Source organism: Streptococcus sp. 20925_1_22, assembly GCF_041431685.1.
Taxonomy (GTDB): Bacteria; Bacillota; Bacilli; order Lactobacillales; family Streptococcaceae; genus Streptococcus.
Genome location: NZ_JAPVYE010000009.1, coordinates 41,225 through 63,657 on the forward strand (window position 1 = coordinate 41,225; position 22,433 = coordinate 63,657).

Annotated in this window: 28 protein-coding genes; 26 read left to right on the forward strand and 2 right to left on the reverse strand. The window is 43.9% G+C overall.

Annotated elements, in window-relative coordinates:
- Positions 1-22 precede the first annotated feature (22 nt).
- From O3621_RS10795 to O3621_RS10835, 9 genes are all read left to right on the forward strand, one after another.
- The gene (locus O3621_RS10795) at positions 23-460 is read left to right on the forward strand and encodes a hypothetical protein (protein ID WP_002908246.1); all 438 of its coding nucleotides are present in this window, start codon (positions 23-25) and stop codon (positions 458-460) included.
- Between the two features lie 20 nt (positions 461-480).
- A complete protein-coding gene (locus tag O3621_RS10800; protein WP_314448033.1) occupies positions 481-2,556 on the forward strand; it encodes a hypothetical protein in 2,076 nt (691 codons plus the stop codon).
- A 24-nt stretch (positions 2,557-2,580) separates the two neighbouring features.
- Complete coding sequence (locus O3621_RS10805; RefSeq protein WP_314448031.1) at positions 2,581-3,627, forward strand: hypothetical protein; 1,047 nt, start codon at positions 2,581-2,583, stop codon at positions 3,625-3,627.
- Complete coding sequence (locus O3621_RS10810) at positions 3,627-3,992, forward strand: hypothetical protein (RefSeq protein ID WP_314448030.1); 366 nt, start codon at positions 3,627-3,629, stop codon at positions 3,990-3,992. Before O3621_RS10805 ends, O3621_RS10810 begins: the two co-directional genes overlap by 1 nt.
- Positions 3,993-4,098: 106 nt before the next feature.
- Positions 4,099-4,311, forward strand: a complete 213-nt coding sequence (locus O3621_RS10815; RefSeq protein ID WP_371514150.1) for a hypothetical protein — start codon at positions 4,099-4,101, stop codon at positions 4,309-4,311.
- Between the two features lie 169 nt (positions 4,312-4,480).
- The gene (gene aspS / locus O3621_RS10820) at positions 4,481-6,235 is read left to right on the forward strand and encodes an aspartate--tRNA ligase (protein ID WP_371514151.1); all 1,755 of its coding nucleotides are present in this window, start codon (positions 4,481-4,483) and stop codon (positions 6,233-6,235) included.
- Positions 6,222-7,157, forward strand: a complete 936-nt coding sequence (locus tag O3621_RS10825; RefSeq protein ID WP_002901837.1) for a YitT family protein — start codon at positions 6,222-6,224, stop codon at positions 7,155-7,157. Before aspS ends, O3621_RS10825 begins: the two co-directional genes overlap by 14 nt.
- 182 nt (positions 7,158-7,339) lie before the next feature.
- Positions 7,340-8,617, forward strand: a complete 1,278-nt coding sequence (locus tag O3621_RS10830) for an MATE family efflux transporter (protein ID WP_371514152.1) — start codon at positions 7,340-7,342, stop codon at positions 8,615-8,617.
- A complete protein-coding gene (locus tag O3621_RS10835; RefSeq protein WP_371514153.1) occupies positions 8,614-9,228 on the forward strand; it encodes an HAD-IA family hydrolase in 615 nt (204 codons plus the stop codon). Before O3621_RS10830 ends, O3621_RS10835 begins: the two co-directional genes overlap by 4 nt.
- A 47-nt stretch (positions 9,229-9,275) precedes the next feature.
- Here the strand turns inward: O3621_RS10835 and O3621_RS10840 are convergent, their stop codons facing one another.
- Positions 9,276-9,761, reverse strand: a complete 486-nt coding sequence (locus tag O3621_RS10840) for a YcxB family protein (protein WP_371514154.1) — start codon at positions 9,759-9,761, stop codon at positions 9,276-9,278.
- 111 nt (positions 9,762-9,872) lie between these two features.
- Between O3621_RS10840 and polA the strand changes: the two genes are divergently transcribed.
- From polA to O3621_RS10855, 3 genes are all read left to right on the forward strand, one after another.
- Positions 9,873-12,515, forward strand: coding sequence for a DNA polymerase I (gene polA, locus O3621_RS10845; RefSeq protein WP_371514155.1), 2,643 nt, complete (start codon positions 9,873-9,875; stop codon positions 12,513-12,515).
- 164 nt (positions 12,516-12,679) lie between these two features.
- Entirely contained in the window at positions 12,680-13,117 is a 438-nt protein-coding gene (locus O3621_RS10850; RefSeq protein ID WP_111676788.1) for a CoA-binding protein, read from the forward strand.
- Position 13,118: 1 nt separating this feature from the next.
- Positions 13,119-13,631 (forward strand): kinase, encoded by a 513-nt coding sequence (locus O3621_RS10855; protein WP_111676786.1) that lies wholly within the window; start codon positions 13,119-13,121, stop codon positions 13,629-13,631.
- Positions 13,632-13,648: 17 nt separating this feature from the next.
- Here the strand turns inward: O3621_RS10855 and O3621_RS10860 are convergent, their stop codons facing one another.
- Positions 13,649-14,524 (reverse strand): DUF975 family protein, encoded by an 876-nt coding sequence (locus O3621_RS10860; RefSeq protein ID WP_111676784.1) that lies wholly within the window; start codon positions 14,522-14,524, stop codon positions 13,649-13,651.
- 152 nt (positions 14,525-14,676) lie between these two features.
- Here O3621_RS10860 and tgt point away from each other — a divergent pair, with 152 nt between their 5' ends.
- The 14 genes from tgt (at position 14,677) to rplN (ending at position 22,371) form a co-directional block, all read left to right on the forward strand.
- Positions 14,677-15,819, forward strand: a complete 1,143-nt coding sequence (gene tgt / locus O3621_RS10865; RefSeq protein ID WP_314448014.1) for a tRNA guanosine(34) transglycosylase Tgt — start codon at positions 14,677-14,679, stop codon at positions 15,817-15,819.
- A 25-nt stretch (positions 15,820-15,844) separates the two neighbouring features.
- Complete coding sequence (locus O3621_RS10870) at positions 15,845-16,483, forward strand: phosphoribulokinase (RefSeq protein ID WP_314448012.1); 639 nt, start codon at positions 15,845-15,847, stop codon at positions 16,481-16,483.
- Between the two features lie 374 nt (positions 16,484-16,857).
- Positions 16,858-17,166 carry a 30S ribosomal protein S10 gene (gene rpsJ, locus O3621_RS10875; protein WP_002894478.1) on the forward strand — a complete coding sequence of 103 codons (309 nt, stop codon included), beginning with the start codon at positions 16,858-16,860 and terminating at the stop codon, positions 17,164-17,166.
- Between the two features lie 83 nt (positions 17,167-17,249).
- Positions 17,250-17,876 carry a 50S ribosomal protein L3 gene (gene rplC / locus O3621_RS10880; protein ID WP_002894479.1) on the forward strand — a complete coding sequence of 209 codons (627 nt, stop codon included), beginning with the start codon at positions 17,250-17,252 and terminating at the stop codon, positions 17,874-17,876.
- Between the two features lie 24 nt (positions 17,877-17,900).
- Positions 17,901-18,524: a 50S ribosomal protein L4 gene (rplD, locus tag O3621_RS10885; protein ID WP_002894480.1), complete on the forward strand. Its 624-nt coding sequence runs from the start codon at positions 17,901-17,903 to the stop codon at positions 18,522-18,524.
- A complete protein-coding gene (locus tag O3621_RS10890) occupies positions 18,524-18,820 on the forward strand; it encodes a 50S ribosomal protein L23 (RefSeq protein ID WP_002894481.1) in 297 nt (98 codons plus the stop codon). The genes rplD and O3621_RS10890 overlap by 1 nt, the downstream gene beginning before the upstream one ends.
- A gap of 17 nt (positions 18,821-18,837) precedes the next feature.
- On the forward strand, positions 18,838-19,671 hold the full coding sequence (gene rplB, locus O3621_RS10895) for a 50S ribosomal protein L2 (protein WP_002894482.1): 834 nt from the start codon (positions 18,838-18,840) through the stop codon (positions 19,669-19,671).
- An 85-nt stretch (positions 19,672-19,756) separates the two neighbouring features.
- A complete protein-coding gene (gene rpsS, locus O3621_RS10900; RefSeq protein ID WP_000533766.1) occupies positions 19,757-20,038 on the forward strand; it encodes a 30S ribosomal protein S19 in 282 nt (93 codons plus the stop codon).
- 11 nt (positions 20,039-20,049) lie between these two features.
- A complete protein-coding gene (gene rplV / locus O3621_RS10905; protein ID WP_002894484.1) occupies positions 20,050-20,394 on the forward strand; it encodes a 50S ribosomal protein L22 in 345 nt (114 codons plus the stop codon).
- Positions 20,395-20,406: 12 nt separating this feature from the next.
- Positions 20,407-21,060, forward strand: coding sequence for a 30S ribosomal protein S3 (gene rpsC / locus O3621_RS10910; RefSeq protein WP_002894486.1), 654 nt, complete (start codon positions 20,407-20,409; stop codon positions 21,058-21,060).
- Between the two features lie 3 nt (positions 21,061-21,063).
- Complete coding sequence (gene rplP, locus O3621_RS10915) at positions 21,064-21,477, forward strand: 50S ribosomal protein L16 (RefSeq protein ID WP_000960948.1); 414 nt, start codon at positions 21,064-21,066, stop codon at positions 21,475-21,477.
- A 9-nt stretch (positions 21,478-21,486) separates the two neighbouring features.
- Entirely contained in the window at positions 21,487-21,693 is a 207-nt protein-coding gene (gene rpmC / locus O3621_RS10920; RefSeq protein WP_002894488.1) for a 50S ribosomal protein L29, read from the forward strand.
- Between the two features lie 23 nt (positions 21,694-21,716).
- On the forward strand, positions 21,717-21,977 hold the full coding sequence (gene rpsQ, locus O3621_RS10925) for a 30S ribosomal protein S17 (RefSeq protein WP_000440801.1): 261 nt from the start codon (positions 21,717-21,719) through the stop codon (positions 21,975-21,977).
- A gap of 25 nt (positions 21,978-22,002) precedes the next feature.
- Positions 22,003-22,371 carry a 50S ribosomal protein L14 gene (gene rplN / locus O3621_RS10930; protein ID WP_002894494.1) on the forward strand — a complete coding sequence of 123 codons (369 nt, stop codon included), beginning with the start codon at positions 22,003-22,005 and terminating at the stop codon, positions 22,369-22,371.
- Positions 22,372-22,433: the final 62 nt, after the last annotated feature.

Consider the following 22,433-nt stretch of genomic DNA (forward strand, 5'->3'; position numbering starts at 1 on the left):
TATAAAATAGAGAGGAAACAAAATGAACGGTTTTAATTATTTATATACCCCTATGACTTTTCCTGGTAATCCTTTTGGAGCATCAGCAGGTTTGAAAGCCAAAAAAGCACGGTTAGAGGCCATCAAGAGTAGGTTAGAAGGATATTCCTGCAATATTGATGATAAGCAAGTAACCAATGCATTGAATGGTTCAATAGGCGCGATTGGAAGTATGACCTTTAGTATTAATGGTGCTCTAGGTAGCGTTGCTGGAGATAAGTACGATGAAGAGCGTAGGCAAGAACAAACGGATATCAAAACTTTATCCACTTTATTGGATACAAAACGTGATACGATGGTTGAATTATTGAAGCTTGAAATCGCCTCTTTAGAAACTCAGATTTCGGCAGCTGTAGCTAGTGAATGGGAAGAATATCGAAATAATAGCTTACTTAAAACGCCAACGTTTAAGACGAAATAGAATAGAGAAGGAGTAGACAGATGAGTTATAGTGTTAAAGCGCATAATTTGGGTGGTATTCAAAGCTATGGAGAATCCATTACGAGTTTTTCAGTTGCACTAACAGCGGCAGCTGCCCAAACACAGCGATCCTTTACAGATCGTGTAGGAGGTCAAAGAGGAGAGGTGATTAATGCCTTTTTTGGTAAATTAAACATTCTGCAGGACCAAGTCTTTCAACAAGCTCCTGAAGTTTTAAAAACTTACGGAGAAGGGGTCTCAGACTTTGGGCATACCGTCCAAGGCCTAGGATTTGGTAATTTTGCCTATACTGATAAAGGAGCTATTGACGGTATTGTTAATACACTAAAAGGCCCTCAGTATGAAGAGATGATTGCCAAGAAAAATGGGCTTAAACCCTTAATGGAAGAAGCGCAAGAGGCCCTAGGTTTTGGGACCGTTGATTTCACAGGATATGATGAGAGAGCCCAAGCTTTCATTAATGATGAAGTTAATGCTCGAAACACCACTCATCAAGGCATTTCAGATGCGGATGATGCTTTAAAGAAAGTAGCTGAGACAGGTAAGGCAACCTTTGAAGATCTAGCTGATACTATTCAAAATGCTCAAGCTATTATAGGAGTCGGCCCAGAAGTAATTTATGATGCCATTATAAAAAATAATAATATGACGATTGAGAGATTAAATTATCTTGATAGAATTATGTCTAAAGAAGATGTCCAAATGGTTAAGGCAATATTTACAGATGATATTGAAGCAATAATGAATATTGATTCAAGCAAAATTTCCAAATCAGGTTATCAAAATATGGCTAGAGAAGTATTAGCTTGGTTTACATCAGATCCGAAAGGTGAGGAAAAGATGAATCGCTTACTTGGATCTATGGAAAATAAGACAAAAGGCAAAGTGAAAGAATTCAGCACGAATACTAATATAGCTATGAAAGTTTTACAAAAACTGCAGGGCGGAAAAATGAGGGAGTATGAGAAACAAAATCCCAACGATAAAACTAGTGAAACATGGCTGGCGTATGAAAATGAGTTAAATCATATGAATGAAGCTTCAGGAGTTCTAGCTGCAATACGTATCTTAAAAATTGGCTCTAGTCATGATGTTAGACCACGTGGAAACAATCACTATAAACCTGACGGTTATGATTTTTCATATGATAAAAGAGGCCTACAAATTAGGCGTGGGAAAAATGGAGAGTGGGATTTAGTTGTCACTGAAAAAAAAGCTACAGAATTCAAATCCGAAAACACGCCAGTAGATTACTCCCAAATTGCAGTTGGAGATAAGGGAAAGGAGAAAATTTATAACTCTCACTTAGAGAGTGGTTATATTGGACAATTGGAAGGCGAATTCGTTGCAGAAGCTAAGAAGCTAGATGAAGAACTTCAAGAAGCTGATAAGGAATTTGCTGAAACGCTTTCTAAAAATGGTTTTAAAGGAATATTGATGTACGTAGGTGGTCCAGCGGCAGTAGCTGCCTTTGATACACTTGATGCCCTTGGCAAAGCGAATTTATCAGATTCAACTGAGGGGGGACTTGGATTTCTAGAAGAAGTAACCTCTGGTAAAATTAATAGACAAATTAGTGGGGGTTCTCCTTACGCTCAAAATGTGATTGATTCTATTGGAGGATTTCTTGAACTACAAGAAAAGAAGAAAGAAATTGCTGGTAAGTTAGATGAAAATACTAGAAAGTTTTATGGAGCTCTTACTGGACAGGGAGTATGGCAATTAAAAGATGGGAAGGATATAGTCATCCAAGATCCAAATGTTTATATGGACTATGGTAGTACGCAAAGAACAGAAGAACTGAACAATCAAGGTATTCTTGGGTATATCGAATACCAAATGAGTATAAATGGAATTGAGGGTGTCGCCCCTGGTGATACTGCTCAGCAAATCATTTCTCAGAGATTTGAGGGAGATGAAACCATGAAAAATTATCTACTCGGAAATAGTGATTTAGATATTTCGAAAATGACTCCAGACCAGCTTCAGGCCCTTGTTAGTGGCATTGAGGAAGTAGTAGGCGAAAATGCGCTAACAGAATTTGAAACGTATATGAGCACAAAATATGGTGCCTAATAATAGATAGAGGAGAAGTGAGTAATGAGAAGAAAATTATTGTTAAGTCTTCTTGCTGTAGCAGTCTTGGGACTTGCTATATTTGCTTGGCAGTGTCATTTAAAACAAGAACAGGTTCGAAAAGCTGAGGAAGAAAAAGAAACTTATGAATCCTTAAATTATTATACAGGAACTTTTACAATTGATGACTATTCTTTTCTTGAAAATGGTACAGGAGTAGCTGTTCATTGGAAATCAGAAAATCCAGAGGAAGATGCTTTAGTTCGGAAGTATATTACTTCACTGAAAGCCTTAGAAGGTCCAGTGAAAGTGACACGTGGTGCGCGTAATGCCAACTATATTGTTCGAGAGAACATAAAACTTCCATCAAGACCGAATTATCTTGATAAAAAAAATGAAGATAACTATTATACCTTATCCATTTACCACATTAAGAATCAACAGCTAGAGGGCTATAAAGAAGATTTGTATAAATTAGTTTCAGACTATAATTCTAAATATTTACCTAGAGGAATACTGGAAACATTAACTGTCATTGATGGGAATAATTATTTGTCTATTCTTGCCTCTGAGTCTGGGGAACATGAGAAGTTTCAAACTCTTTGGTACAATCTTGATACTCGAAAAATTGAATGGGAAGATAACAAGAAAGCACAATACCAAAGTCCCACCTTTAATTTTAAACTAAATAGGCAACAATTTGATGAAAAGTTGGGGAATTTCAGATTTCCTATTTTATATCCTTTAGGCGAAGCTGTGGATACAAGTTGGATTCAAAATAGCTTGATGGCGCAAACAGACCCGAAGGCAGCGGCATTATTGGAAAAAACGAACTCTCAACTTTATATACTTGATAAGAGCGTTAAAGACTATCTAGAGTTTTATAGTCTATTGGTTCCTTCGGATACAGACTTATATGAAGGTGTAATTCCAGCAAGTATCAGTAAAGATGGATTGGAACATCCTTTTAACTCTAAAGAGGAATTCAACCAGTTTTATGATGAGAGTAAGGATAAGGAATTAATGAAACAAAAACAGAATAAATCGATTTTACAAGAAAGGGTATACTGATGAGTCGTAAAGAGATAGATGCTGAAAAGCTAACAGCCTGCAAAACTAGTATGCAGGAAATGAATAAAAAATTTGAAGGAGAAATTACAGGGTTAATCCAATCCTCTGCAACAGAATCGATGCAGGGAGCAGAGGATGCCCTTAACAAAATGAGTGCTAATTTAGTAAACACAGTAGATTCTCTGGATGTATATTTAAATCAGGTGGCTTATTATTTTTTGCAAATGGATAACGATTTAGCTACAGGAATTGCTACTGAGACTTCGATGTTTACTTATTCTAATCCACAAGCTAGGCTGACTCCTACACAGAAAAAGCAGTATAATGTATCAAAACAAATGAAAGAAGACTATAAACTTCCGTAATTTCATTGACCACCTCATTCCTCTACCTAGCTATTTTTCAAAAGGTTACAGTTTCTGTCCTAACCTTCCTTTCTTATGCTATAATAGTCTTTAGAAAGTCGAGGGAATGATGAAGAAAATATTATTGGTGGCTCTGGTGCAGGGGTTTGCTATCTTTGTGATTACTGGTCTGCTTTGTTATTTTATGCGGGGTGATTTTTTCTTCCGTGCTTTGGCGCCGATTTTTGGTCTGGCAGCGGGATGTTTTCGCTTCTTGACGGCCATGGTGACAAAAGCGTTTGCGCCCAGTCTCTATGAGGATAGCAAGAAAAAGGAATAATCTATAGAGTAGACAGTAGGTCTGGGGTCTTCGCCTCAGGCCTTTTGTCATAAATGTCAGCATAAGTCATGCGGAGCTTTAATATTTTTCAGAAAAAGAACGGACAGAAGGGCTTTCTTAGGCTCTTTGTGGTAAAATAGTAACAGAATTAAAAATTTGGAGAGTAAAGATGAAACGTTCTATGTATGCTGGGCGTGTTCGCAAGGAGCATGTTGGTCAGGAAGTCACTTTGAAGGGCTGGGTAGCCCGCCGTCGGGATTTGGGCGGTTTGATTTTCATTGATTTGCGTGACCGCGAAGGCATTATGCAGCTGGTCATCAATCCTGAGACAGTGGCTGCAGAGGTCATGGCGACAGCAGAAAGTCTGCGCAGTGAGTTTGTGCTGGAGGTGACCGGTAAGGTGGCTGCGCGTGAGCAGGCCAATGACAAGCTAGCGACAGGAAGTGTGGAGTTGCATGTGGAGAGTCTGACGGTTTTAAATACAGCCAAGACGACTCCTTTTGAAATCAAAGATGGCATCGAGGTGAATGACGATACGCGTTTGCGCTACCGTTATCTGGACTTGCGTCGGCCAGAGATGCTGGAGAACTTCAAGCTCCGTGCCAAGGTGACTCACTCTATCCGCAACTATCTAGATGAGCTAGAGTTCCTTGATGTGGAAACGCCTTTCTTATCTAAGTCAACACCAGAAGGAGCGCGTGATTACTTAGTGCCTAGTCGGGTCCATCAGGGGCATTTTTACGCTCTGCCACAGAGTCCGCAGATTACCAAACAGCTCTTGATGAATGCTGGTTTCGACCGTTATTACCAGATTGTTAAATGCTTCCGTGACGAGGACTTGCGAGGTGATCGCCAGCCAGAGTTTACTCAGGTGGACTTGGAGACTTCTTTCTTGTCTGATCAGGAGATTCAGGACATTACAGAAGGCTTGATTGCTCGTGTGATGAAAGAGACCAAAGGTATTGATGTTTCTCTGCCTTTCCCTCGTATGAAGTATGATGATGCTATGGCTCTTTATGGTGTTGATAAGCCTGATACTCGTTTTGAGATGTTGTTGCAGGACTTGACAGAGCTTGTCAAGGGAGTTGACTTCAAGGTCTTTTCAGAAGCTCCAGCTGTCAAGGCAATCGTGGTGAAAAATGCTGCAGATAAATACTCTCGCAAGGATATTGATAAGCTGACAGAGCAAGCGAAACAGTATGGTGCCAAGGGTCTTGCTTGGGTGAAAGTGGCTGATGGTGAGTTGGCTGGGCCAGTTGCTAAGTTCTTGACAGACTTGACAAGTCAGTTGACAGAAGCTTTACAGCTTGAAAATAATGACCTAGTACTCTTTGTGGCTGATACTTTGGAAGTGGCAAATGCTGCTTTGGGAGCTCTTCGTGTACGCTTGGCCAAAGAGTTGGACTTGATTGACCCAGATACCTTTAACTACCTTTGGGTGGTGGACTGGCCCATGTTTGAATGGTCAGAAGAAGAAGGCCGCTACATGAGTGCCCACCATCCTTTCACCCTGCCTCAGAAAGATTCTGAGCAAGAGCTGGAAGGTGACCTGAGCAAGGTAAGGGCTGTGGCTTATGATATCGTCCTCAATGGTTATGAGTTAGGTGGCGGCAGTCTTCGGATCAACCAGAAAGACTTTCAGGAGCGGATGTTCAAGGCGCTTGGCTTCTCAGCTCAAGAAGCTGCCGAGCAATTTGGCTTCCTTTTGGAGGCAATGGACTATGGCTTTCCACCACATGGTGGCCTAGCTCTGGGCTTGGACCGCTTTGTGATGCTCTTGGCTGGTGAAGAAAATATCCGCGAAGTCATCGCCTTTCCGAAAAATAACAAGGCTTCTGATCCAATGACACAGGCGCCTAGTCCAGTGTCGGTCGCTCAACTAGAGGAATTAAGTTTACAAGTGGAAGCACATGAAGAAGACTAATTTTTACAAACTCTTTCGCTATTATGTCCGCAGGTTTGCTTATAATTTTAAGATATTGCGGTCTTTAAAGAGTATCTCGCGTGAGAAGTACGATGAGAAGATTTCTGCCTCTCTTGTCTATGGCTTTTTGTCGGCTGTCGCAGTCAATTTCTTCTTTCAGCCGGGGCATGTTTATTCCAGCGGGGCGACTGGTCTGGCTCAGGTCATTACTGCTCTCAGTACTCGTTTCTTTGGTTTTACCATTCCGGTTTCTGTGACCTTTTACGCCATTAATATTCCGCTGATGATCCTGGCCTGGTACCAGATTGGGCATAAGTTTACCATTTTTACCTTTATCACAGTTACCATGAGCTCGCTCTTTATCCAGTTTGTGCCGGAAGTAACCTTGACTGATAATCCTATTATCAACGCCCTTTTCGGCGGTGTGGTCATGGGCACGGGGATTGGCTTTGCCCTTAAGTCCAGCATTTCCAGCGGTGGGACTGATATTGTCAGTCTGACTGTTCGGAAAAAAACAGGCCGGAATGTCGGGAATATTTCCTTGATTGTCAATGGGATTATTATGCTGATTGCGGGTCTAACCTTTGGCTGGGAATATGCGCTGTACTCTATGATTACTATTTTTGTATCAAGCCGGGTGACGGATGCTGTTTTTACCAAGCAGAAGCGCATGCAGGCTATGATTATCACCAGCCATCCGGACAGGGTGATTGATAAGATTCACAACAAGCTGCATCGCGGGGCGACAGTGATCCATGGCGCCGAGGGAACTTACAATCATGAGAAAAAAGCTGTTCTGGTAACAGTTATTACCCGAGCTGAGTTTAATGAATTCAAACAAATCATGAAGCATACAGATCCAGCTGCCTTCGTCTCCGTTGCAGACAATGTCCATATCTTGGGACTTTTTGTTGAGGAATGAAGATACCCATTAAGTTTGGGAATGCGAAGCGGTATAGTGTGGGAGTTTGCGCTTAAAACGAGATTTTGTGATAGGAGATTCATATGCGGTAGGACAATAGTCCCACCGCTTTCTATTCTCTAAGGTGGAGAGTGGAAATTTCAAGTAAGAAAGGATATACAAATGCAGGAGATTTTCAGACAATGACGACTTATAAAAAAATCATGAATATCGCCTTGCCGGCTATGGCGGAGAATTTTTTGCAGATGCTCATGGGAATGGTCGACAGCTATCTGGTGGCCAGTCTTGGGCTGATTGCGATTTCCGGTGTCTCGGTGGCCGGCAACATCATTACGATTTATCAGGCAATCTTTATCGCTCTGGGGGCTGCTATTTCCAGTCTCATCTCCAAGACTCTGGCTCAGGGGGACAAGGAGCGTCTGGCCTATCATACAGCTGAGGCTATTAAGCTGACGTTGCTTCTGAGCCTTCTGTTGGGGCTGATTTCCCTGCTCTTTGGCAGGCAGATGCTGGATCTTCTGGGGACAGAAAAGGCGGTGGCTGAAGCAGGCGGTCTTTATCTGGCTCTGGTTGGTGGGACAATTGTTCTGCTAGGCTTGATGACTTCTTTTGGAGCTTTAGTGCGGGTCACGCGCAATCCTAGATTTCCCTTGTATGTCAGTCTTCTGACCAATGTCCTCAATGCCCTCTTTTCCGGTTTGGGGATTTATGTCTTTCGGCTTGGTATTATCGGTGTAGCGTTGGGAACGGTGCTGGCTCGTTTGGTCGGTGTGCTGATTCTCTGGCGGGAGCTGGATTTGTCCATAATCCGCTGGCGCTGGGGGTTAGATGGAGAGCTCTTGCGCCTGTCTCTGCCGGCTGCTGGAGAGCGGCTCATGATGCGGGCCGGTGATGTAGTTATTATCGCCGTTGTGGTCGTCTTTGGGACAGACGCAGTAGCGGGGAATGCCATCGGTGAAGTCCTGACTCAGTTTAATTATATGCCAATCTTTGGGGTCGCGACAGCAACAGTCATGCTGGTAGGCCATGCGGTAGGTAAGGGAGATATGAAAGAAGTCGGTCTGATTCGTCAGCGAACCTTCTGGCTGTCTTTTGCTTGCATGCTGCCCGTGGCTCTAGGAATTTTTGCTTTTGGTCGGCCGCTGACCTTGCTCTATACGGACAATAGCGGAGCGATCACAGCCAGTCTTTCGGTCATGCTTTTCTCCTTGCTGGGAACTCCCATGGCGGTGGGTACCGTGATTTACACAGCGATTTGGCAGGGGCTGGGTAATGCCAGACTGCCTTTTTATGCCACGACTGTTGGCATGTGGCTGATTCGCATCATTGTCGGTTACTTGCTGGGTGTGACCTTTGGCTTTGGTCTGCCGGGGGTCTGGACTGGGATGCTCTTGGACAATGGCTTCCGCTGGCTGTTTTTAAAGGTTTTATTTGACAGAAAAATGAGGGAAATCACATGACAAAAGCGTTTATTTGGGATTTGGACGGCACCTTGCTGGACTCCTACGATGCTATTTTGGCAGGGATTGAGGAAACCTATGCTCACTATGGTCTGGACTTTGACAGAGAAGGCATCCACAGCTATATCCTAAAGCACTCTGTCCAGAAGCTCTTGGAAAAAGTAGCGTCTGAGAAAGGTCTAGATGCTGCCGAGATGAATGCCTTTCGTGGAGCAAGCCTAAAGGAAAAGAATGCTCAGATCCATCTGATGGAAGGAGCTGCGGAGATACTGGCCTGGGCTGAAGAGCAGGGCATTGCCCAGTTCGTCTATACCCACAAGGGACTCAATGCTCATCAAATCTTAAAAGACTTGGGAATTCATGACTATTTTACAGAAATCATCACAACAGCCAACGGCTTTGAGCGTAAGCCCCACCCAGAGGGTGTCGACTATCTGCTCGCGAAATATGGCCTGGATAAGCAGAAAACCTACTATATCGGCGATCGGACACTGGATGTGGATGTCGCAGTCAACAGTGGCATCCAGAGCATTAACTTCTGTGACTACCGACCAGAAATCAATCAGAAGATAGAGAAGTTGGTGGACATCAAGCAATTATTTACAAGATAAAAAGCAGGCCAGAACTGATCTACTATCAGTCTAGACTGCTTTTTCTTTTACATATGCTCAATGTGAAGTTCTAGCAAGAATTCAAGAGCCTCGGGAGTGCAGTTTTCTTTTTCGATAGGGAAGCCGATATTTGGTCCCAACATAATATAAAAATCTTCCTTAGTATGAAAAACTTTGACGATGTCATTATAGCTATAAAGCAACTCTCCTCGTTTGCTTTTCACAGAAAATTTATCTTTCTCAAATATAAGAGTTTGCTCCATATCCTTCCAGAAAGGAGTTTTTTGATAGGCTTTCTTTATCTGAAAGTCCATGCCAAAATACATTGCTGAGAATGTCACCAAAGATATAAATAGCACGGTAAAGAAAGAAAAACGCTTCAGGTTGTCAGGTAGGAAGATTAGATAGAGAGACAGGATTCCTATCAAAATGAACATATTCAGCAAGAATCTTTTCCCGCGTAAGAAAACAGACCATGCAAATCGTTGATACACTTCCTCAGTCACAAGAGTTGTAATACGGATTGGAAACATCTTTTACCTCCAGTTTTTATTATTATAACATACAGGAATTATTAAAATCACTTTTAAATTTTCCACGCCACCTTTTCTGTCTTTGTTCGCCTTTCGTGTTATAATAAACCTATGGAAAAAAAGAATAAGTTATTATTAATCGACGGTTCGTCCGTTGCTTTTCGCGCTTTTTTTGCGCTTTATAATCAAATCGACCGTTTCAAGAGTCCATCAGGCCTGCATACCAATGCTATTTATGGCTTTCACCTCATGCTCAATCATCTTTTGGAGCGCGTGCAGCCGACCCATGTCCTGGTAGCTTTTGATGCTGGTAAGACCACCTTCCGGACTGAGATGTACGCCGACTATAAGGCTGGTCGGGCCAAGACACCGGATGAATTTCGTGAGCAGCTGCCCTTTATCCGAGAAATGCTGCAGCACTTAGGCATTCACTTCTACGATTTAGCCCAGTATGAGGCAGATGACATCATCGGGACCTTGGACAAGATGGCTGAAAAGACAGCTGTTCCTTACGATGTGACCATTGTCAGCGGCGATAAAGACTTGATTCAGCTGACGGATGACAATACCGTGGTGGAAATTTCCAAGAAAGGCGTGGCCGAGTTTGAGGAATTTACCCCTGCCTACCTCATGGAAAAGATGGGCATCACGCCAGAGCAGTTCATTGACCTTAAGGCGCTGATGGGCGATCAGTCGGATAATATCCCTGGCGTGACCAAGATTGGTGAGAAGACTGGCCTCAAGCTCCTCTTGGAGTATGGCTCTTTGGAAAATCTCTATGAAAACATTGACCAGCTCAAGGCTTCCAAGATGAAGGAAAATCTCATCAATGACAAGGACAAGGCTTTCTTATCTAAAACTCTAGCTACTATCAATACTCAGGCTCCGGTTGAAATCGGGCTGGATGATTTGGTTTATAAGGGTCCTCAGGTAGAGGCTCTGAGCAAGTTCTACGACGAGATGGGCTTCAAGCAGCTCAAGGCTCAGCTAGGAACTGGTCAAGAGCCGGTAGAAGTCAAACCAATTGAATTTACCAAAGTGACTGAGGTCACAGAGGATATGCTTGCACCAGAGCAGTTCTTCTATTTTGAAATCTTGGATGACAACTACCATAAGGAAGAGGTTGTCGGTCTTGCCTGGGGCGATAGCCGTCAGATTTATGTCGGCACTAGCGATTTACTGCAGCAACCTCTCTTTCAGGAGTTTTTGACAAAAACAGCTCTGAAAACCTACGACCTCAAGCGGGCCAAGGTACTGCTCAGTCATTATGGTATCGAACTGCCAGCAGCATCCTTTGATGCACGCCTGGCCAAGTATCTGCTTTCGACGGTCGAGGACAATGAGCTGGCGACTATTGCTCGCCTCTACGGTCAAACGATTCTGCCGACTGATGACGAAGTTTATGGCAAGGGAGCCAAGCGTGCTTTACCGGAGCAAGCGCAGCTCTTTGAGCATCTGGCTCGTAAGGTTCAGGTACTGCTGGAAACAGAAGAGCCAATGCAAGAACAGCTCCGTTCCCACGATCAGCTGGATTTGTTGCTTGAGATGGAGCAGCCGCTGGCCTTTGTCCTAGCTAAGATGGAGATTGCGGGGATCAAGGTTGAGCGGGAAACCCTGCAGGGCATGCAGGCAGAAAATGAAAAGACGCTGGAAAGCCTGACTCAGGAGATTTATAATCTGGCTGGTCAGGAGTTCAATATCAACTCACCGAAACAGCTGGGAACCATTCTCTTTGAGGATATGGGGTTGCCACTGGAGTACACCAAAAAGACCAAGACAGGTTACTCGACAGCGGTTGATGTGCTGGAGCGCCTAGCTCCCATTGCACCGATTGTGTCTAAGATTCTGGAATACCGTCAAATCAGCAAGCTTCAGTCGACTTACATTATCGGATTGCAAGAGGCGATAGCGGCTGACGGCAAGATTCACACTCGCTATGTTCAGGATTTGACTCAGACTGGCCGCCTGTCCTCGGTTGACCCGAACTTGCAGAATATCCCCGTTCGTTTGGAGCAAGGGCGCCTCATTCGCAAGGCTTTTGTACCAGAGTGGGGAGATAGCGCACTACTCAGCTCGGATTATTCCCAGATTGAGCTGCGGGTGCTGGCTCATATTTCGCAGGACGAACATCTGATTGCTGCCTTCCAACATGGAGAAGACATTCATACGGCTACAGCCATGCGGGTCTTTGGTATTGAAAAGGCAGAGGATGTGACACCTAATGATCGCCGCAATGCTAAGGCTGTCAACTTTGGAGTGGTCTATGGAATTTCCGACTTCGGACTGGCCAATAATTTGGGAATTTCCCGCAAGGCTGCTAAGGACTATATCCAGACCTATTTTGAGCGTTTCCCTGGTATCAAGAATTATATGGAAACCATCGTTCGTGAAGCACGTGATAAGGGTTATGTAGAGACTATTTACCATCGCCGTCGCTCCTTGCCGGACATCAATTCCCGCAACTTTAACATCCGAAATTTTGCGGAGCGCACAGCCATTAACAGCCCGATCCAAGGCTCCGCTGCAGACATTCTCAAAGTCGCTATGATTAATCTGGACCGAGCTCTGACAGAGAAGAATTTCAAGTCTCGCATGCTCTTGCAGGTGCACGATGAAATCGTGCTGGAAGTGCTAAATGACGAGCTAACAGCCGTCCGCCAGCTAGTCAAAGAAACCATGGAAGCTGCGATTGAGCTAGCCGTTCCGCTAGTAGCTGATGAAAATGCCGGCCAAACATGGTACGAGGCGAAATAAAACAAGATACAAAGAGCGTCAAAACCGACTGAAAATTAGCAATTCGGACGGAGGAGCGATGCTCCTAGAACGGATTATCTATTTTCCGAGGTTTTAGCTCAGACTCAGTTAAGACGCAAACACTGCAAAATTATCCAGCTTTATTATGAATGAGGAGGAAATCTATGACTTATCATTTTCAAAATCCCAGTGATGCAATCGTCAAGCATTATTTGAAAAACAGCAAAGTGATTGCTGTTGTCGGACTGTCTGACCGCGAAGAAACGACCAGTAACCGTGTGTCCAAAGAGATGCAAGATCGGGGCTATCGTATTATTCCAGTCAATCCGCGGGCAGCGGGCAGTCAGATTTTTGGTGAGACTGTTTATGCCAGTCTCAAAGACATTCCTTTTCCGGTGGATATTGTCGATATATACCGCCGCAGTGAGTTTTTGCCGGATGTGGCACTGGATTTTTTGCAGTCGGATGCCAAGATTTTCTGGGCTCAGTTGGGCTTGGAGAGTGAGGAGGCTGAGCAGATTTTGCGGGCAGCTGGTCGGGACGACATTGTCATGGACCGCTGCATTAAACGCGAGCATACACGCTTGATTCTAGGCGAATAAGATGGCCGAGTTAGTTATCATTCGTGGAAATTCCGGCTCTGGCAAGTCTAGTCTCGCTGGGAAACTGCAGACTCACTACGGCCGAGGGACTCTCCTGATATCGCAAGATACGGTTAGACGGGACATGCTCAAGGAAAAAGTCGAGCCTGGAAATTTGTCTATTGACCTGACGGAAACACTAGCTCGCTTCGGCTACGAGCATGATTTGCTGGTTCTGGTAGAAGGATTTTATGAGACAGACATTTATGGACAGATGCTAGAACGGTTGAAAAAAATCTTCGTTCCGCAGGTCTTTGCTTACTACTATGACCTATCCTTTGAAGAAACAGTCCGTCGCCATCAGACTAGAGCGAAGCAAGAAGAATTTACCCCAGCCGACATGAAGCGCTGGTGGAAAGACAGAGACTTCTTGGGCTGGGAAGAGGAAGCCTTTTTCACAGATGATGATTCACTAGAGGCAGCTTTTGACAAAATCTGCTCTGCCCTTGACAAGATAGACTCTGATAGTAAATAAAAAAACAACTCACAAGCTTAGGACAAGGAGTTCCCTGCTTGCGGGTTGTTTTCGTTTAGAATAGCTTTTTCTTTTTTCAACTCTTCGTAGAAGAGAATGTAAGCAGTCGCTGTATAAGGGAGAACCATAATATTCAGTACACCGTAAGTCATTCTGGCCAGTAAATTCCAGCCGATGAAGCTCAGATCTAGCATAAATAGCTTTCCCTTGTAGCCCTTCATGAGCTTCCGACTTTGACGGATAGCAGAGAAAGCCCCCAAGTAGGTGTCAGTCTCAAGCTGGTCATATAGGATCAGCTCTGCTTGAGAATATGCGTAGTACTGAGGAATGGTGATGCCTAGACCAACCAATATCAAGAGGCTTCCCAGTAACATACTAGGGGTGTATTGAAGAATCTGCTGTCCTACAGCACTTTGAGCCGTCACTACTGTATGGGCTGGGATTTTTTCCGAAATAGAGATGATTTTATAAGCATTAAAGATTGCTAGAAGACTCCCGCAGAACATAGGAATATTCCAAAGAAAAATCAGCAGCTGCTTGAGTAAAACCGTCTTGAAGACAGGTGTGAAAGTCTTGCTGGTAAAAAGCTGGCCAATATCTGAAAAGCCAACGTCATCCTTTGTCTTACGAAGAACCTTCATCATGGTATAGCTGGCAGAAAGCAGTAGCAAGGTCAAGATAAACTGAATTGTTGTCGGGAAAAGATTTTTGCTAATGAGAAGATAGATGGACTGGCTAAAAGTTAGGTTGGGAATGGAATCTCTTAGATTGTCATTGAGGGAAAGTAAGATGCTGAGGATGCTGACAAGGGTTGGGGCCGCAAACAAAAGAAAAATCCCCCTCGTTTGACTGCGGACGGTACGAGCCTGAGCTCTGATGTTACTTAGATTCATAATTCCTCCATTTGGATTTGTCTGTTACATTATATCATACCCCGTGACAGATAGAAGTTTTTTTGGTAAAATCATACGGTATCTTGTGAGCCCTTGCTGCTCATTATATAGAAGAAAAATCGCTGGGACTGTTTTTCCCAGCAGGAGGAAACATGTCAACATCACCGATTCAGTATCGTTTGATTAAAAAAGAAAAGCATACAGGTGCTCGTTTGGGGGAAATTATCACGCCTCACGGGACTTTTCCGACGCCTATGTTTATGCCGGTTGGTACCCAGGCGACGGTCAAGACCCAGTCACCAGAAGAGCTCAAGCAAATGGGTTCTGGTATCATCTTGTCCAATACTTACCACCTTTGGCTGCGGCCGGGCGATGAGCTGATTGCTCGTGCAGGTGGCTTGCACAAGTTCATGAACTGGGATCAGCCAATTCTGACGGATAGCGGTGGTTTTCAGGTCTATTCTCTAGCTGACAGCCGCAATATCACAGAAGAAGGAGTAACCTTTAAGAACCACCTTAATGGTTCCAAAATGTTCCTGTCGCCAGAAAAGGCCATCTCCATCCAGAACAATCTGGGCAGTGACATTATGATGTCCTTTGATGAGTGTCCGCAGTTCTACCAACCTTATGACTATGTCAAGAAGTCTATTGAGCGGACCAGCCGTTGGGCAGAGCGTGGCCTCAAGGCGCATCGCCGTCCACACGACCAAGGTCTCTTTGGGATTGTTCAGGGTGCTGGCTTTGAAGATTTGCGCCGCCAGTCTGCTCAAGACTTGGTCAGCATGGATTTCCCAGGCTACTCTATCGGAGGATTGGCTGTCGGAGAGTCTCACGAAGAGATGAATGCAGTGCTAGACTTCACAACGCCTATGCTGCCTGAAAATAAGCCCCGCTATCTCATGGGAGTTGGAGCGCCAGATAGCTTGATTGATGGGGTTATACGTGGCGTTGATATGTTTGACTGCGTCCTGCCGACTCGGATTGCCCGAAATGGTACCTGTATGACTAGCGAAGGACGTCTGGTTGTTAAAAACGCTCAGTTTGAGGAAGATTTCACGCCGCTTGACCATGATTGCGATTGCTACACATGTACCAACTACACGCGGGCCTATATCCGCCACTTGCTCAAAGCGGACGAGACCTTCGGCATCCGCCTGACCAGCTATCACAATCTCTACTTCTTGGTAAACCTTATGAAGAAGGTGCGCCAAGCCATCATGGATGACAATCTGCTGGAATTCCGTGAAGACTTTATTGAGCGCTACGGCTACAATAAATCCAGCCGAAATTTCTAAGAAACTCCATTTGAAAGGGGAAGCTATGTCTGATGAAGAGAAATTGCTGAAAAGATTGACAGCTTATCTGTCAGACGACCAACACCACACCCTGCGTATTTATGGTCATGGTGCTTCGGGCAAGTCAACTTTTGCTCGAAAACTCCAGCTAGTTTTGGGTGAGGAGCGAGCCAATCTGCTAGAAACAGATCCTTATGTAATTACTGGGGAGTATCGAGATTTGCTCAGTTCCAAAGATTTTCCTCATCAAAAAGTAACAGCCTGTATCCCAGCCGTTCATGAACTAAGCAGTCTGGAGCGAGATATTTGCGCCTTGCAGTCTGGTCTGGATATTCTGACTATTGGCACAGTTTGGTCGCCTAGGTTGCGTTTATCAGCCGGAAAGCCGATTTTAATAGTAGAAGGTATGTCGGCTGCCTTTTTGCCTGAAAGTTTGTTTGATTTGTCAATTTGCTTTTACACGGACGATCAGACCGAGTTAGAGCGCCGCTTGGCTCGGGATGTGGCTGTGCGAGAGCGCAGGCCAGAGTGGATAGAGCAGACGCATCTGGCTCGACGAGAGCAATATAGGCACTTTTATCAACCCTATCTAGCATCTGCAGACCTTGTCATCTGCCAGTCGGGCAACAGCTTTCGCATTGAAAAGGACAGCCCATTTCTATAAAACAAAGTAGCCAAGGGTAAATTTTCATTTTTGATCTCACTGATGCTCATGTCAGTGAGATTTTGTATTTTCTGAATACAAAATCGAATAAATAGGTGAAAAGTCTAAATTTTCATCTAGATAATGACTTACAAGACTTATAAATTGTTTAGAAAACACTTTCATAAAAAATTATCCTAAAAATCTTTAAAAAATTACTCAAATCCCTTGCAATGACTGGTTCTTTGTGTTAAGATACTATGGTGCTGTAAAAATACAGCGTGTAGCTTTGATGCAAGAGGTTGCGACACGCTCGGTTGCATTGCCACGCAATTGCCTGTCGGTTTTCTTGTGGAGCTAGCCTATTATCTTAAATAGACGAAAAGGAGAAAAAGATGGCAAACAAAAAAATCCGCATCCGTTTGAAAGCTTACGAACATCGTACACTTGATACAGCGGCTGCAAAAATCGTAGAAACTGCTACTCGTACTGGTGCTGAAGTTGCGGGTCCAATCCCACTTCCAACTGAGCGCAGCCTCTACACAATCATTCGTGCGACTCACAAATACAAAGACTCTCGCGAACAATTTGAAATGCGTACTCACAAACGCTTGATCGACATCATCAACCCAACTCAAAAAACAGTTGACGCTTTGATGAAATTGGATCTTCCAAGTGGTGTGAACGTAGAGATTAAACTTTAATCTAAAGTTTGTTCTAAACCAGAGCATGAAAAACGCTCGTTAAAAACTTTTTGAAAAAAATATAGAAAAGGAAACATTTTCTCATGACAAAAGGAATCTTAGGGAAAAAAGTGGGAATGACTCAAATCTTCACTGAAGCTGGCGAATTAATCCCTGTAACTGTTGTTGAAGCAGCTCCAAACGTTGTTCTTCAAGTTAAAACAGTTGAAACAGATGGTTACAACGCAGTTCAAGTTGGTTTTGATGACCTTCGTGACGTATTGAGCAACAAACCTGCCAAAGGCCATGTAGCGAAAGCTAACACAGCTCCTAAGCGCTTCATTCGTGAATTCAAAAACATTGAAGGCTTGGAAGTAGGAGCAGAAATCACTGTCGATACATTCGAAGCTGGTGATGTTGTTGATGTAACAGGAACTTCAAAAGGTAAAGGTTTCCAAGGTGTTATCAAGCGCCACGGCCAATCTCGTGGTCCAATGGCTCACGGTTCACGTTACCATCGTCGTCCTGGTTCAATGGGACCAGTTGCGCCAAACCGCGTTTTCAAAAACAAACGCTTGGCTGGACGTATGGGTGGCAACCGTGTAACGATTCAAAACCTTGAAATCGTACAGGTTGTTCCAGAGAAGAACGTTATCCTGATTAAAGGTAACGTACCAGGTGCTAAGAAATCTCTTATCACTATCAAGTCAGCAGTTAAAGCTGGTAAATAATAAAGAAAGGGGAAATCAGTCACAATGGCAAACGTAAAATTATTTGACCAAACTGGTAAAGAAGCTGGTGAAGTAGTTCTGAACGATGCGGTCTTTGGTATTGAACCAAATGAATCAGTTGTCTTTGATGTTATCATCAGCCAACGCGCTAGCCTTCGTCAAGGAACTCACGCTGTTAAAAACCGTTCTGCAGTATCAGGCGGCGGACGCAAACCATGGCGTCAAAAAGGAACTGGACGTGCTCGTCAAGGTTCTATCCGCTCTCCACAATGGCGTGGTGGTGGTATCGTATTCGGTCCAACTCCTCGCTCATATGCTTACAAACTTCCACGTAAAGTTCGTAGATTGGCATTGAAATCAGTTTACTCTGAAAAAGTTGCTGAAAACAAATTCGTAGCTGTAGACAGCCTTTCATTTACAGCTCCAAAAACTGCTGAGTTTGCAAAAGTGCTTGCTGCACTGAGCATCGATACGAAAGTTCTTGTTATCCTTGAAGAAGGAAACGAATTCGCTGCACTTTCAGCTCGCAACCTTCCAAATGTGAAAGTTGCAACTGCAACAACTGCAAGCGTTCTGGACATCGTAAACAGCGATAAACTTCTGGTTACTCAGGCAGCTATCTCTAAAATTGAGGAGGTTCTTGCATAATGAATTTGTACGACGTAATCAAAAAACCTGTTATCACTGAAGGCTCAATGGCTCAGTACGAAGCAGGCAAATACGTATTTGAAGTGGACACTCGCGCTCACAAGCTCTTGATCAAGCAAGCTGTTGAAGCTGCTTTTGAAGGAGTTAAGGTTGCTAACGTTAACACTATCAATGTAAAACCAAAAGCAAAACGCGTTGGACGCTACACTGGTTTTACAAACAAAACTAAAAAAGCTATCGTAACACTGACAGCTGATTCTAAAGCAATCGAGTTGTTCGGTGCAGAAGAAGAATAATCTAAGGAGGAAATATCGTGGGAATTCGTGTTTATAAACCAACAACAAACGGTCGCCGTAATATGACTTCTTTGGATTTCGCTGAAATCACTACCAGCACTCCAGAAAAATCTTTGCTTGTTTCTTTGAAGAGCAAGGCTGGTCGTAACAACAACGGTCGCATCACTGTTCGTCACCAAGGTGGCGGTCACAAGCGTCACTACCGTTTGATTGACTTCAAGCGTAACAAAGACGCTGTTGAAGCAGTTGTAAAAACAATTGAGTATGATCCAAATCGTTCAGCAAACATCGCTTTGGTTCACTACACTGACGGTGTGAAAGCTTATATCATTGCTCCTAAAGGTCTTGAAGTTGGTCAACGCATCGTTTCAGGTCCTGAAGCAGATATCAAAGTCGGAAACGCTCTTCCGCTTGCTAACATCCCAGTTGGTACTTTGGTTCACAACATTGAGTTGAAGCCAGGCCGCGGTGGAGAATTGGTTCGTGCTGCTGGAGCTTCTGCTCAAGTATTGGGTCAAGAAGGTAAGTACACTCTTGTTCGCCTTCAATCAGGCGAAGTTCGTATGATTCTTGGTACTTGCCGCGCTACAGTTGGTGTTGTCGGAAACGAACAACATGGACTTGTAAACCTTGGTAAAGCAGGACGTAGCCGTTGGAAAGGTATCCGCCCAACAGTTCGCGGTTCTGTAATGAACCCTAACGATCACCCACACGGTGGTGGTGAAGGTAAAGCACCAGTTGGTCGTAAAGCGCCATCTACTCCATGGGGCAAACCTGCTCTTGGACTTAAAACTCGTAACAAAAAAGCGAAATCTGACAAACTTATCGTTCGTCGTCGCAACGAGAAATAATTTAAAACAATCTATCCGCCAGCTCGGTAGCGCTGCTTAGTCAGCGCAGGCCGCTGTGGTACTTATTTAAAGGAGAAAATATAAAATGGGACGCAGTCTTAAAAAAGGACCTTTCGTCGATGAGCATCTGATGAAGAAAGTTGAAGCTCAAGCTAACGACGAAAAGAAAAAAGTCATCAAAACTTGGTCACGTCGTTCAACGATCTTCCCAAGTTTCATTGGTTACACAATCGCAGTTTATGACGGACGTAAACACGTGCCTGTTTACATCCAGGAAGACATGGTAGGTCACAAGCTTGGTGAATTTGCGCCAACTCGTACTTACAAGGGTCACGCTGCAGACGACAAGAAAACACGTAGAAAATAAGGAGAACATAAATGGCAGAAATTACTTCAGCTAAAGCAATGGCTCGTACAGTGCGTGTTTCACCTCGTAAATCTCGTCTGGTTCTTGACAATATTCGTGGTAAAAACGTCGCTGACGCAATCGCAATCTTGAAATTCACGCCAAACAAAGCTGCTGGCATTATCGAAAAAGTTTTGAACTCTGCAATCGCTAATGCTGAAAACAACTTTGGTTTGGAAAAAGCAAACTTGGTAGTATCTGAAGCTTTCGCAAACGAAGGACCAACTATGAAACGTTTCCGTCCGCGCGCTAAAGGTTCAGCTTCACCAATCAACAAACGCACAAGCCACATCACTGTGGTCGTTGCAGAAAAATAAGGAGGTAACATCGTGGGTCAAAAAGTACATCCAATTGGTATGCGTGTCGGCATCATCCGTGATTGGGATGCCAAATGGTATGCTGAAAAAGAATACGCGGATTACCTTCATGAAGATCTTGCAATCCGTAAATTCGTTCAAAAAGAATTGGCTGACGCAGCGATTTCAACTATTGAAATTGAACGCGCAGTAAACAAAGTAAACGTTTCTCTTCACACTGCTAAGCCAGGTATGGTTATCGGTAAAGGCGGAGCAAACGTTGATGCACTCCGTGCAAAACTCAACAAATTGACTGGAAAACAAGTCCACATCAACATCATCGAAATCAAGCGTCCTGACTTGGATGCGCATCTGGTTGGTGAAGGAATTGCTCGCCAGCTTGAGCAGCGTGTTGCTTTCCGTCGTGCTCAAAAACAAGCTATCCAACGTACAATGCGTGCAGGAGCTAAAGGAATCAAAACTCAAGTATCAGGTCGTTTGAACGGTGCAGATATTGCCCGCAGCGAAGGTTACTCTGAGGGAACTGTTCCGCTTCACACTCTTCGTGCGGATATCGATTACGCTTGGGAAGAAGCTGATACTACTTACGGTAAACTGGGTGTTAAAGTCTGGATCTACCGTGGAGAAGTCCTTCCAGCTCGTAAAAACACTAAAGGAGGTAAATAACCAATGTTAGTACCTAAACGTGTTAAACACCGTCGCGAATTCCGTGGAAAAATGCGCGGTGAAGCTAAAGGCGGAAAAGAAGTAGCATTTGGAGAATACGGTCTTCAAGCAACTACTAGCCACTGGATCACTAACCGCCAAATCGAAGCTGCCCGTATCGCTATGACTCGTTACATGAAACGTGGTGGTAAAGTTTGGATTAAAATCTTCCCACACAAATCATACACTGCAAAAGCTATCGGTGTACGGATGGGATCTGGTAAAGGTGCTCCAGAAGGATGGGTTGCACCAGTTAAGCGTGGCAAAGTAATGTTTGAAGTTGCTGGTGTTTCAGAAGAAATCGCTCGCGAAGCACTTCGCCTTGCAAGCCACAAACTTCCAGTTAAATGTAAATTCGTAAAACGTGAAGCAGAATAAGGAGAAGGCATGAAACTTAATGAAGTAAAAGAATTTGTTAAAGAACTTCGTGGTCTTTCTCAAGAAGAACTCGCGAAGCGTGAAAATGAATTGAAGAAAGAATTGTTTGATCTTCGTTTCCAAGCAGCTGCTGGCCAATTGGAGCAGACAGCTCGTTTGAAAGAAGTGAAAAAACAAATCGCTCGTATCAAAACTGTTCAGTCAGAAGTTAAATAATAGACTAGGGAAGGAGAATTTCAATGGAACGCAATAATCGTAAAGTTCTTGTCGGACGCGTTGTTTCTGACAAAATGGACAAAACAATCACAGTTGTAGTTGAAACTAAACGTAACCACCCAGTCTATGGTAAACGTATTAACTACTCTAAGAAGTACAAAGCACATGACGAAAACAATGTTGCCAAAGAAGGCGATATCGTTCGTATCATGGAAACTCGTCCGCTTTCAGCTACAAAACGCTTCCGTCTTGTAGAAGTCGTTGAAGAAGCGGTTATCATCTAATCAAACCAGAAAGGAGAAAACTTAAATGATTCAAACAGAAACTCGTTTGAAAGTTGCCGACAACAGCGGCGCTCGCGAAATCTTGACAATCAAAGTTCTTGGTGGCTCAGGACGTAAGTTCGCTAACATCGGTGATGTAATCGTTGCGTCTGTAAAACAAGCTACTCCTGGTGGTGCGGTTAAGAAAGGTGACGTTGTAAAAGCTGTTATCGTTCGTACTAAATCAGGTGCTCGTCGTAAAGATGGTTCATACATCAAATTTGACGAAAACGCTGCAGTCATCATCCGTGAAGACAAAACTCCTCGCGGAACTCGTATCTTCGGCCCAGTTGCTCGTGAATTGCGTGACGGCGGCTTCATGAAGATCGTATCATTGGCTCCAGAAGTACTTTAATCAAAATTAACAAACACAGTCCCCTGGCAAAAGTCAGGGTGCCCCTATGGGCGTAAGAATTA

Bases quoted from the DNA above. Each gene is read 5' to 3' on its own strand.
- O3621_RS10855 (WP_111676786.1), top strand. From the start codon at position 13,119: ATGGCCGAGTTAGTTATCATTCGTGGAAATTCCGGCTCTGGCAAGTCT.
- O3621_RS10860 (WP_111676784.1), bottom strand. From the start codon at position 14,524: ATGAATCTAAGTAACATCAGAGCTCAGGCTCGTACCGTCCGCAGTCAA.
- O3621_RS10810 (WP_314448030.1), top strand. From the start codon at position 3,627: ATGAGTCGTAAAGAGATAGATGCTGAAAAGCTAACAGCCTGCAAAACT.
- rplD (WP_002894480.1), top strand. From the start codon at position 17,901: ATGGCAAACGTAAAATTATTTGACCAAACTGGTAAAGAAGCTGGTGAA.
- O3621_RS10795 (WP_002908246.1), top strand. From the start codon at position 23: ATGAACGGTTTTAATTATTTATATACCCCTATGACTTTTCCTGGTAAT.
- O3621_RS10870 (WP_314448012.1), top strand. From the start codon at position 15,845: ATGTCTGATGAAGAGAAATTGCTGAAAAGATTGACAGCTTATCTGTCA.
- rpsJ (WP_002894478.1), top strand. From the start codon at position 16,858: ATGGCAAACAAAAAAATCCGCATCCGTTTGAAAGCTTACGAACATCGT.
- tgt (WP_314448014.1), top strand. From the start codon at position 14,677: ATGTCAACATCACCGATTCAGTATCGTTTGATTAAAAAAGAAAAGCAT.
- O3621_RS10800 (WP_314448033.1), top strand. From the start codon at position 481: ATGAGTTATAGTGTTAAAGCGCATAATTTGGGTGGTATTCAAAGCTAT.
- O3621_RS10850 (WP_111676788.1), top strand. From the start codon at position 12,680: ATGACTTATCATTTTCAAAATCCCAGTGATGCAATCGTCAAGCATTAT.
- O3621_RS10805 (WP_314448031.1), top strand. From the start codon at position 2,581: ATGAGAAGAAAATTATTGTTAAGTCTTCTTGCTGTAGCAGTCTTGGGA.
- rplC (WP_002894479.1), top strand. From the start codon at position 17,250: ATGACAAAAGGAATCTTAGGGAAAAAAGTGGGAATGACTCAAATCTTC.
- O3621_RS10890 (WP_002894481.1), top strand. From the start codon at position 18,524: ATGAATTTGTACGACGTAATCAAAAAACCTGTTATCACTGAAGGCTCA.
- O3621_RS10835 (WP_371514153.1), top strand. From the start codon at position 8,614: ATGACAAAAGCGTTTATTTGGGATTTGGACGGCACCTTGCTGGACTCC.
- rpmC (WP_002894488.1), top strand. From the start codon at position 21,487: ATGAAACTTAATGAAGTAAAAGAATTTGTTAAAGAACTTCGTGGTCTT.
- polA (WP_371514155.1), top strand. From the start codon at position 9,873: ATGGAAAAAAAGAATAAGTTATTATTAATCGACGGTTCGTCCGTTGCT.
- rpsQ (WP_000440801.1), top strand. From the start codon at position 21,717: ATGGAACGCAATAATCGTAAAGTTCTTGTCGGACGCGTTGTTTCTGAC.
- rplP (WP_000960948.1), top strand. From the start codon at position 21,064: ATGTTAGTACCTAAACGTGTTAAACACCGTCGCGAATTCCGTGGAAAA.
- O3621_RS10840 (WP_371514154.1), bottom strand. From the start codon at position 9,761: ATGTTTCCAATCCGTATTACAACTCTTGTGACTGAGGAAGTGTATCAA.
- aspS (WP_371514151.1), top strand. From the start codon at position 4,481: ATGAAACGTTCTATGTATGCTGGGCGTGTTCGCAAGGAGCATGTTGGT.
- O3621_RS10815 (WP_371514150.1), top strand. From the start codon at position 4,099: ATGATGAAGAAAATATTATTGGTGGCTCTGGTGCAGGGGTTTGCTATC.
- O3621_RS10830 (WP_371514152.1), top strand. From the start codon at position 7,340: ATGACGACTTATAAAAAAATCATGAATATCGCCTTGCCGGCTATGGCG.
- rpsS (WP_000533766.1), top strand. From the start codon at position 19,757: ATGGGACGCAGTCTTAAAAAAGGACCTTTCGTCGATGAGCATCTGATG.
- rplN (WP_002894494.1), top strand. From the start codon at position 22,003: ATGATTCAAACAGAAACTCGTTTGAAAGTTGCCGACAACAGCGGCGCT.
- rplV (WP_002894484.1), top strand. From the start codon at position 20,050: ATGGCAGAAATTACTTCAGCTAAAGCAATGGCTCGTACAGTGCGTGTT.
- O3621_RS10825 (WP_002901837.1), top strand. From the start codon at position 6,222: ATGAAGAAGACTAATTTTTACAAACTCTTTCGCTATTATGTCCGCAGG.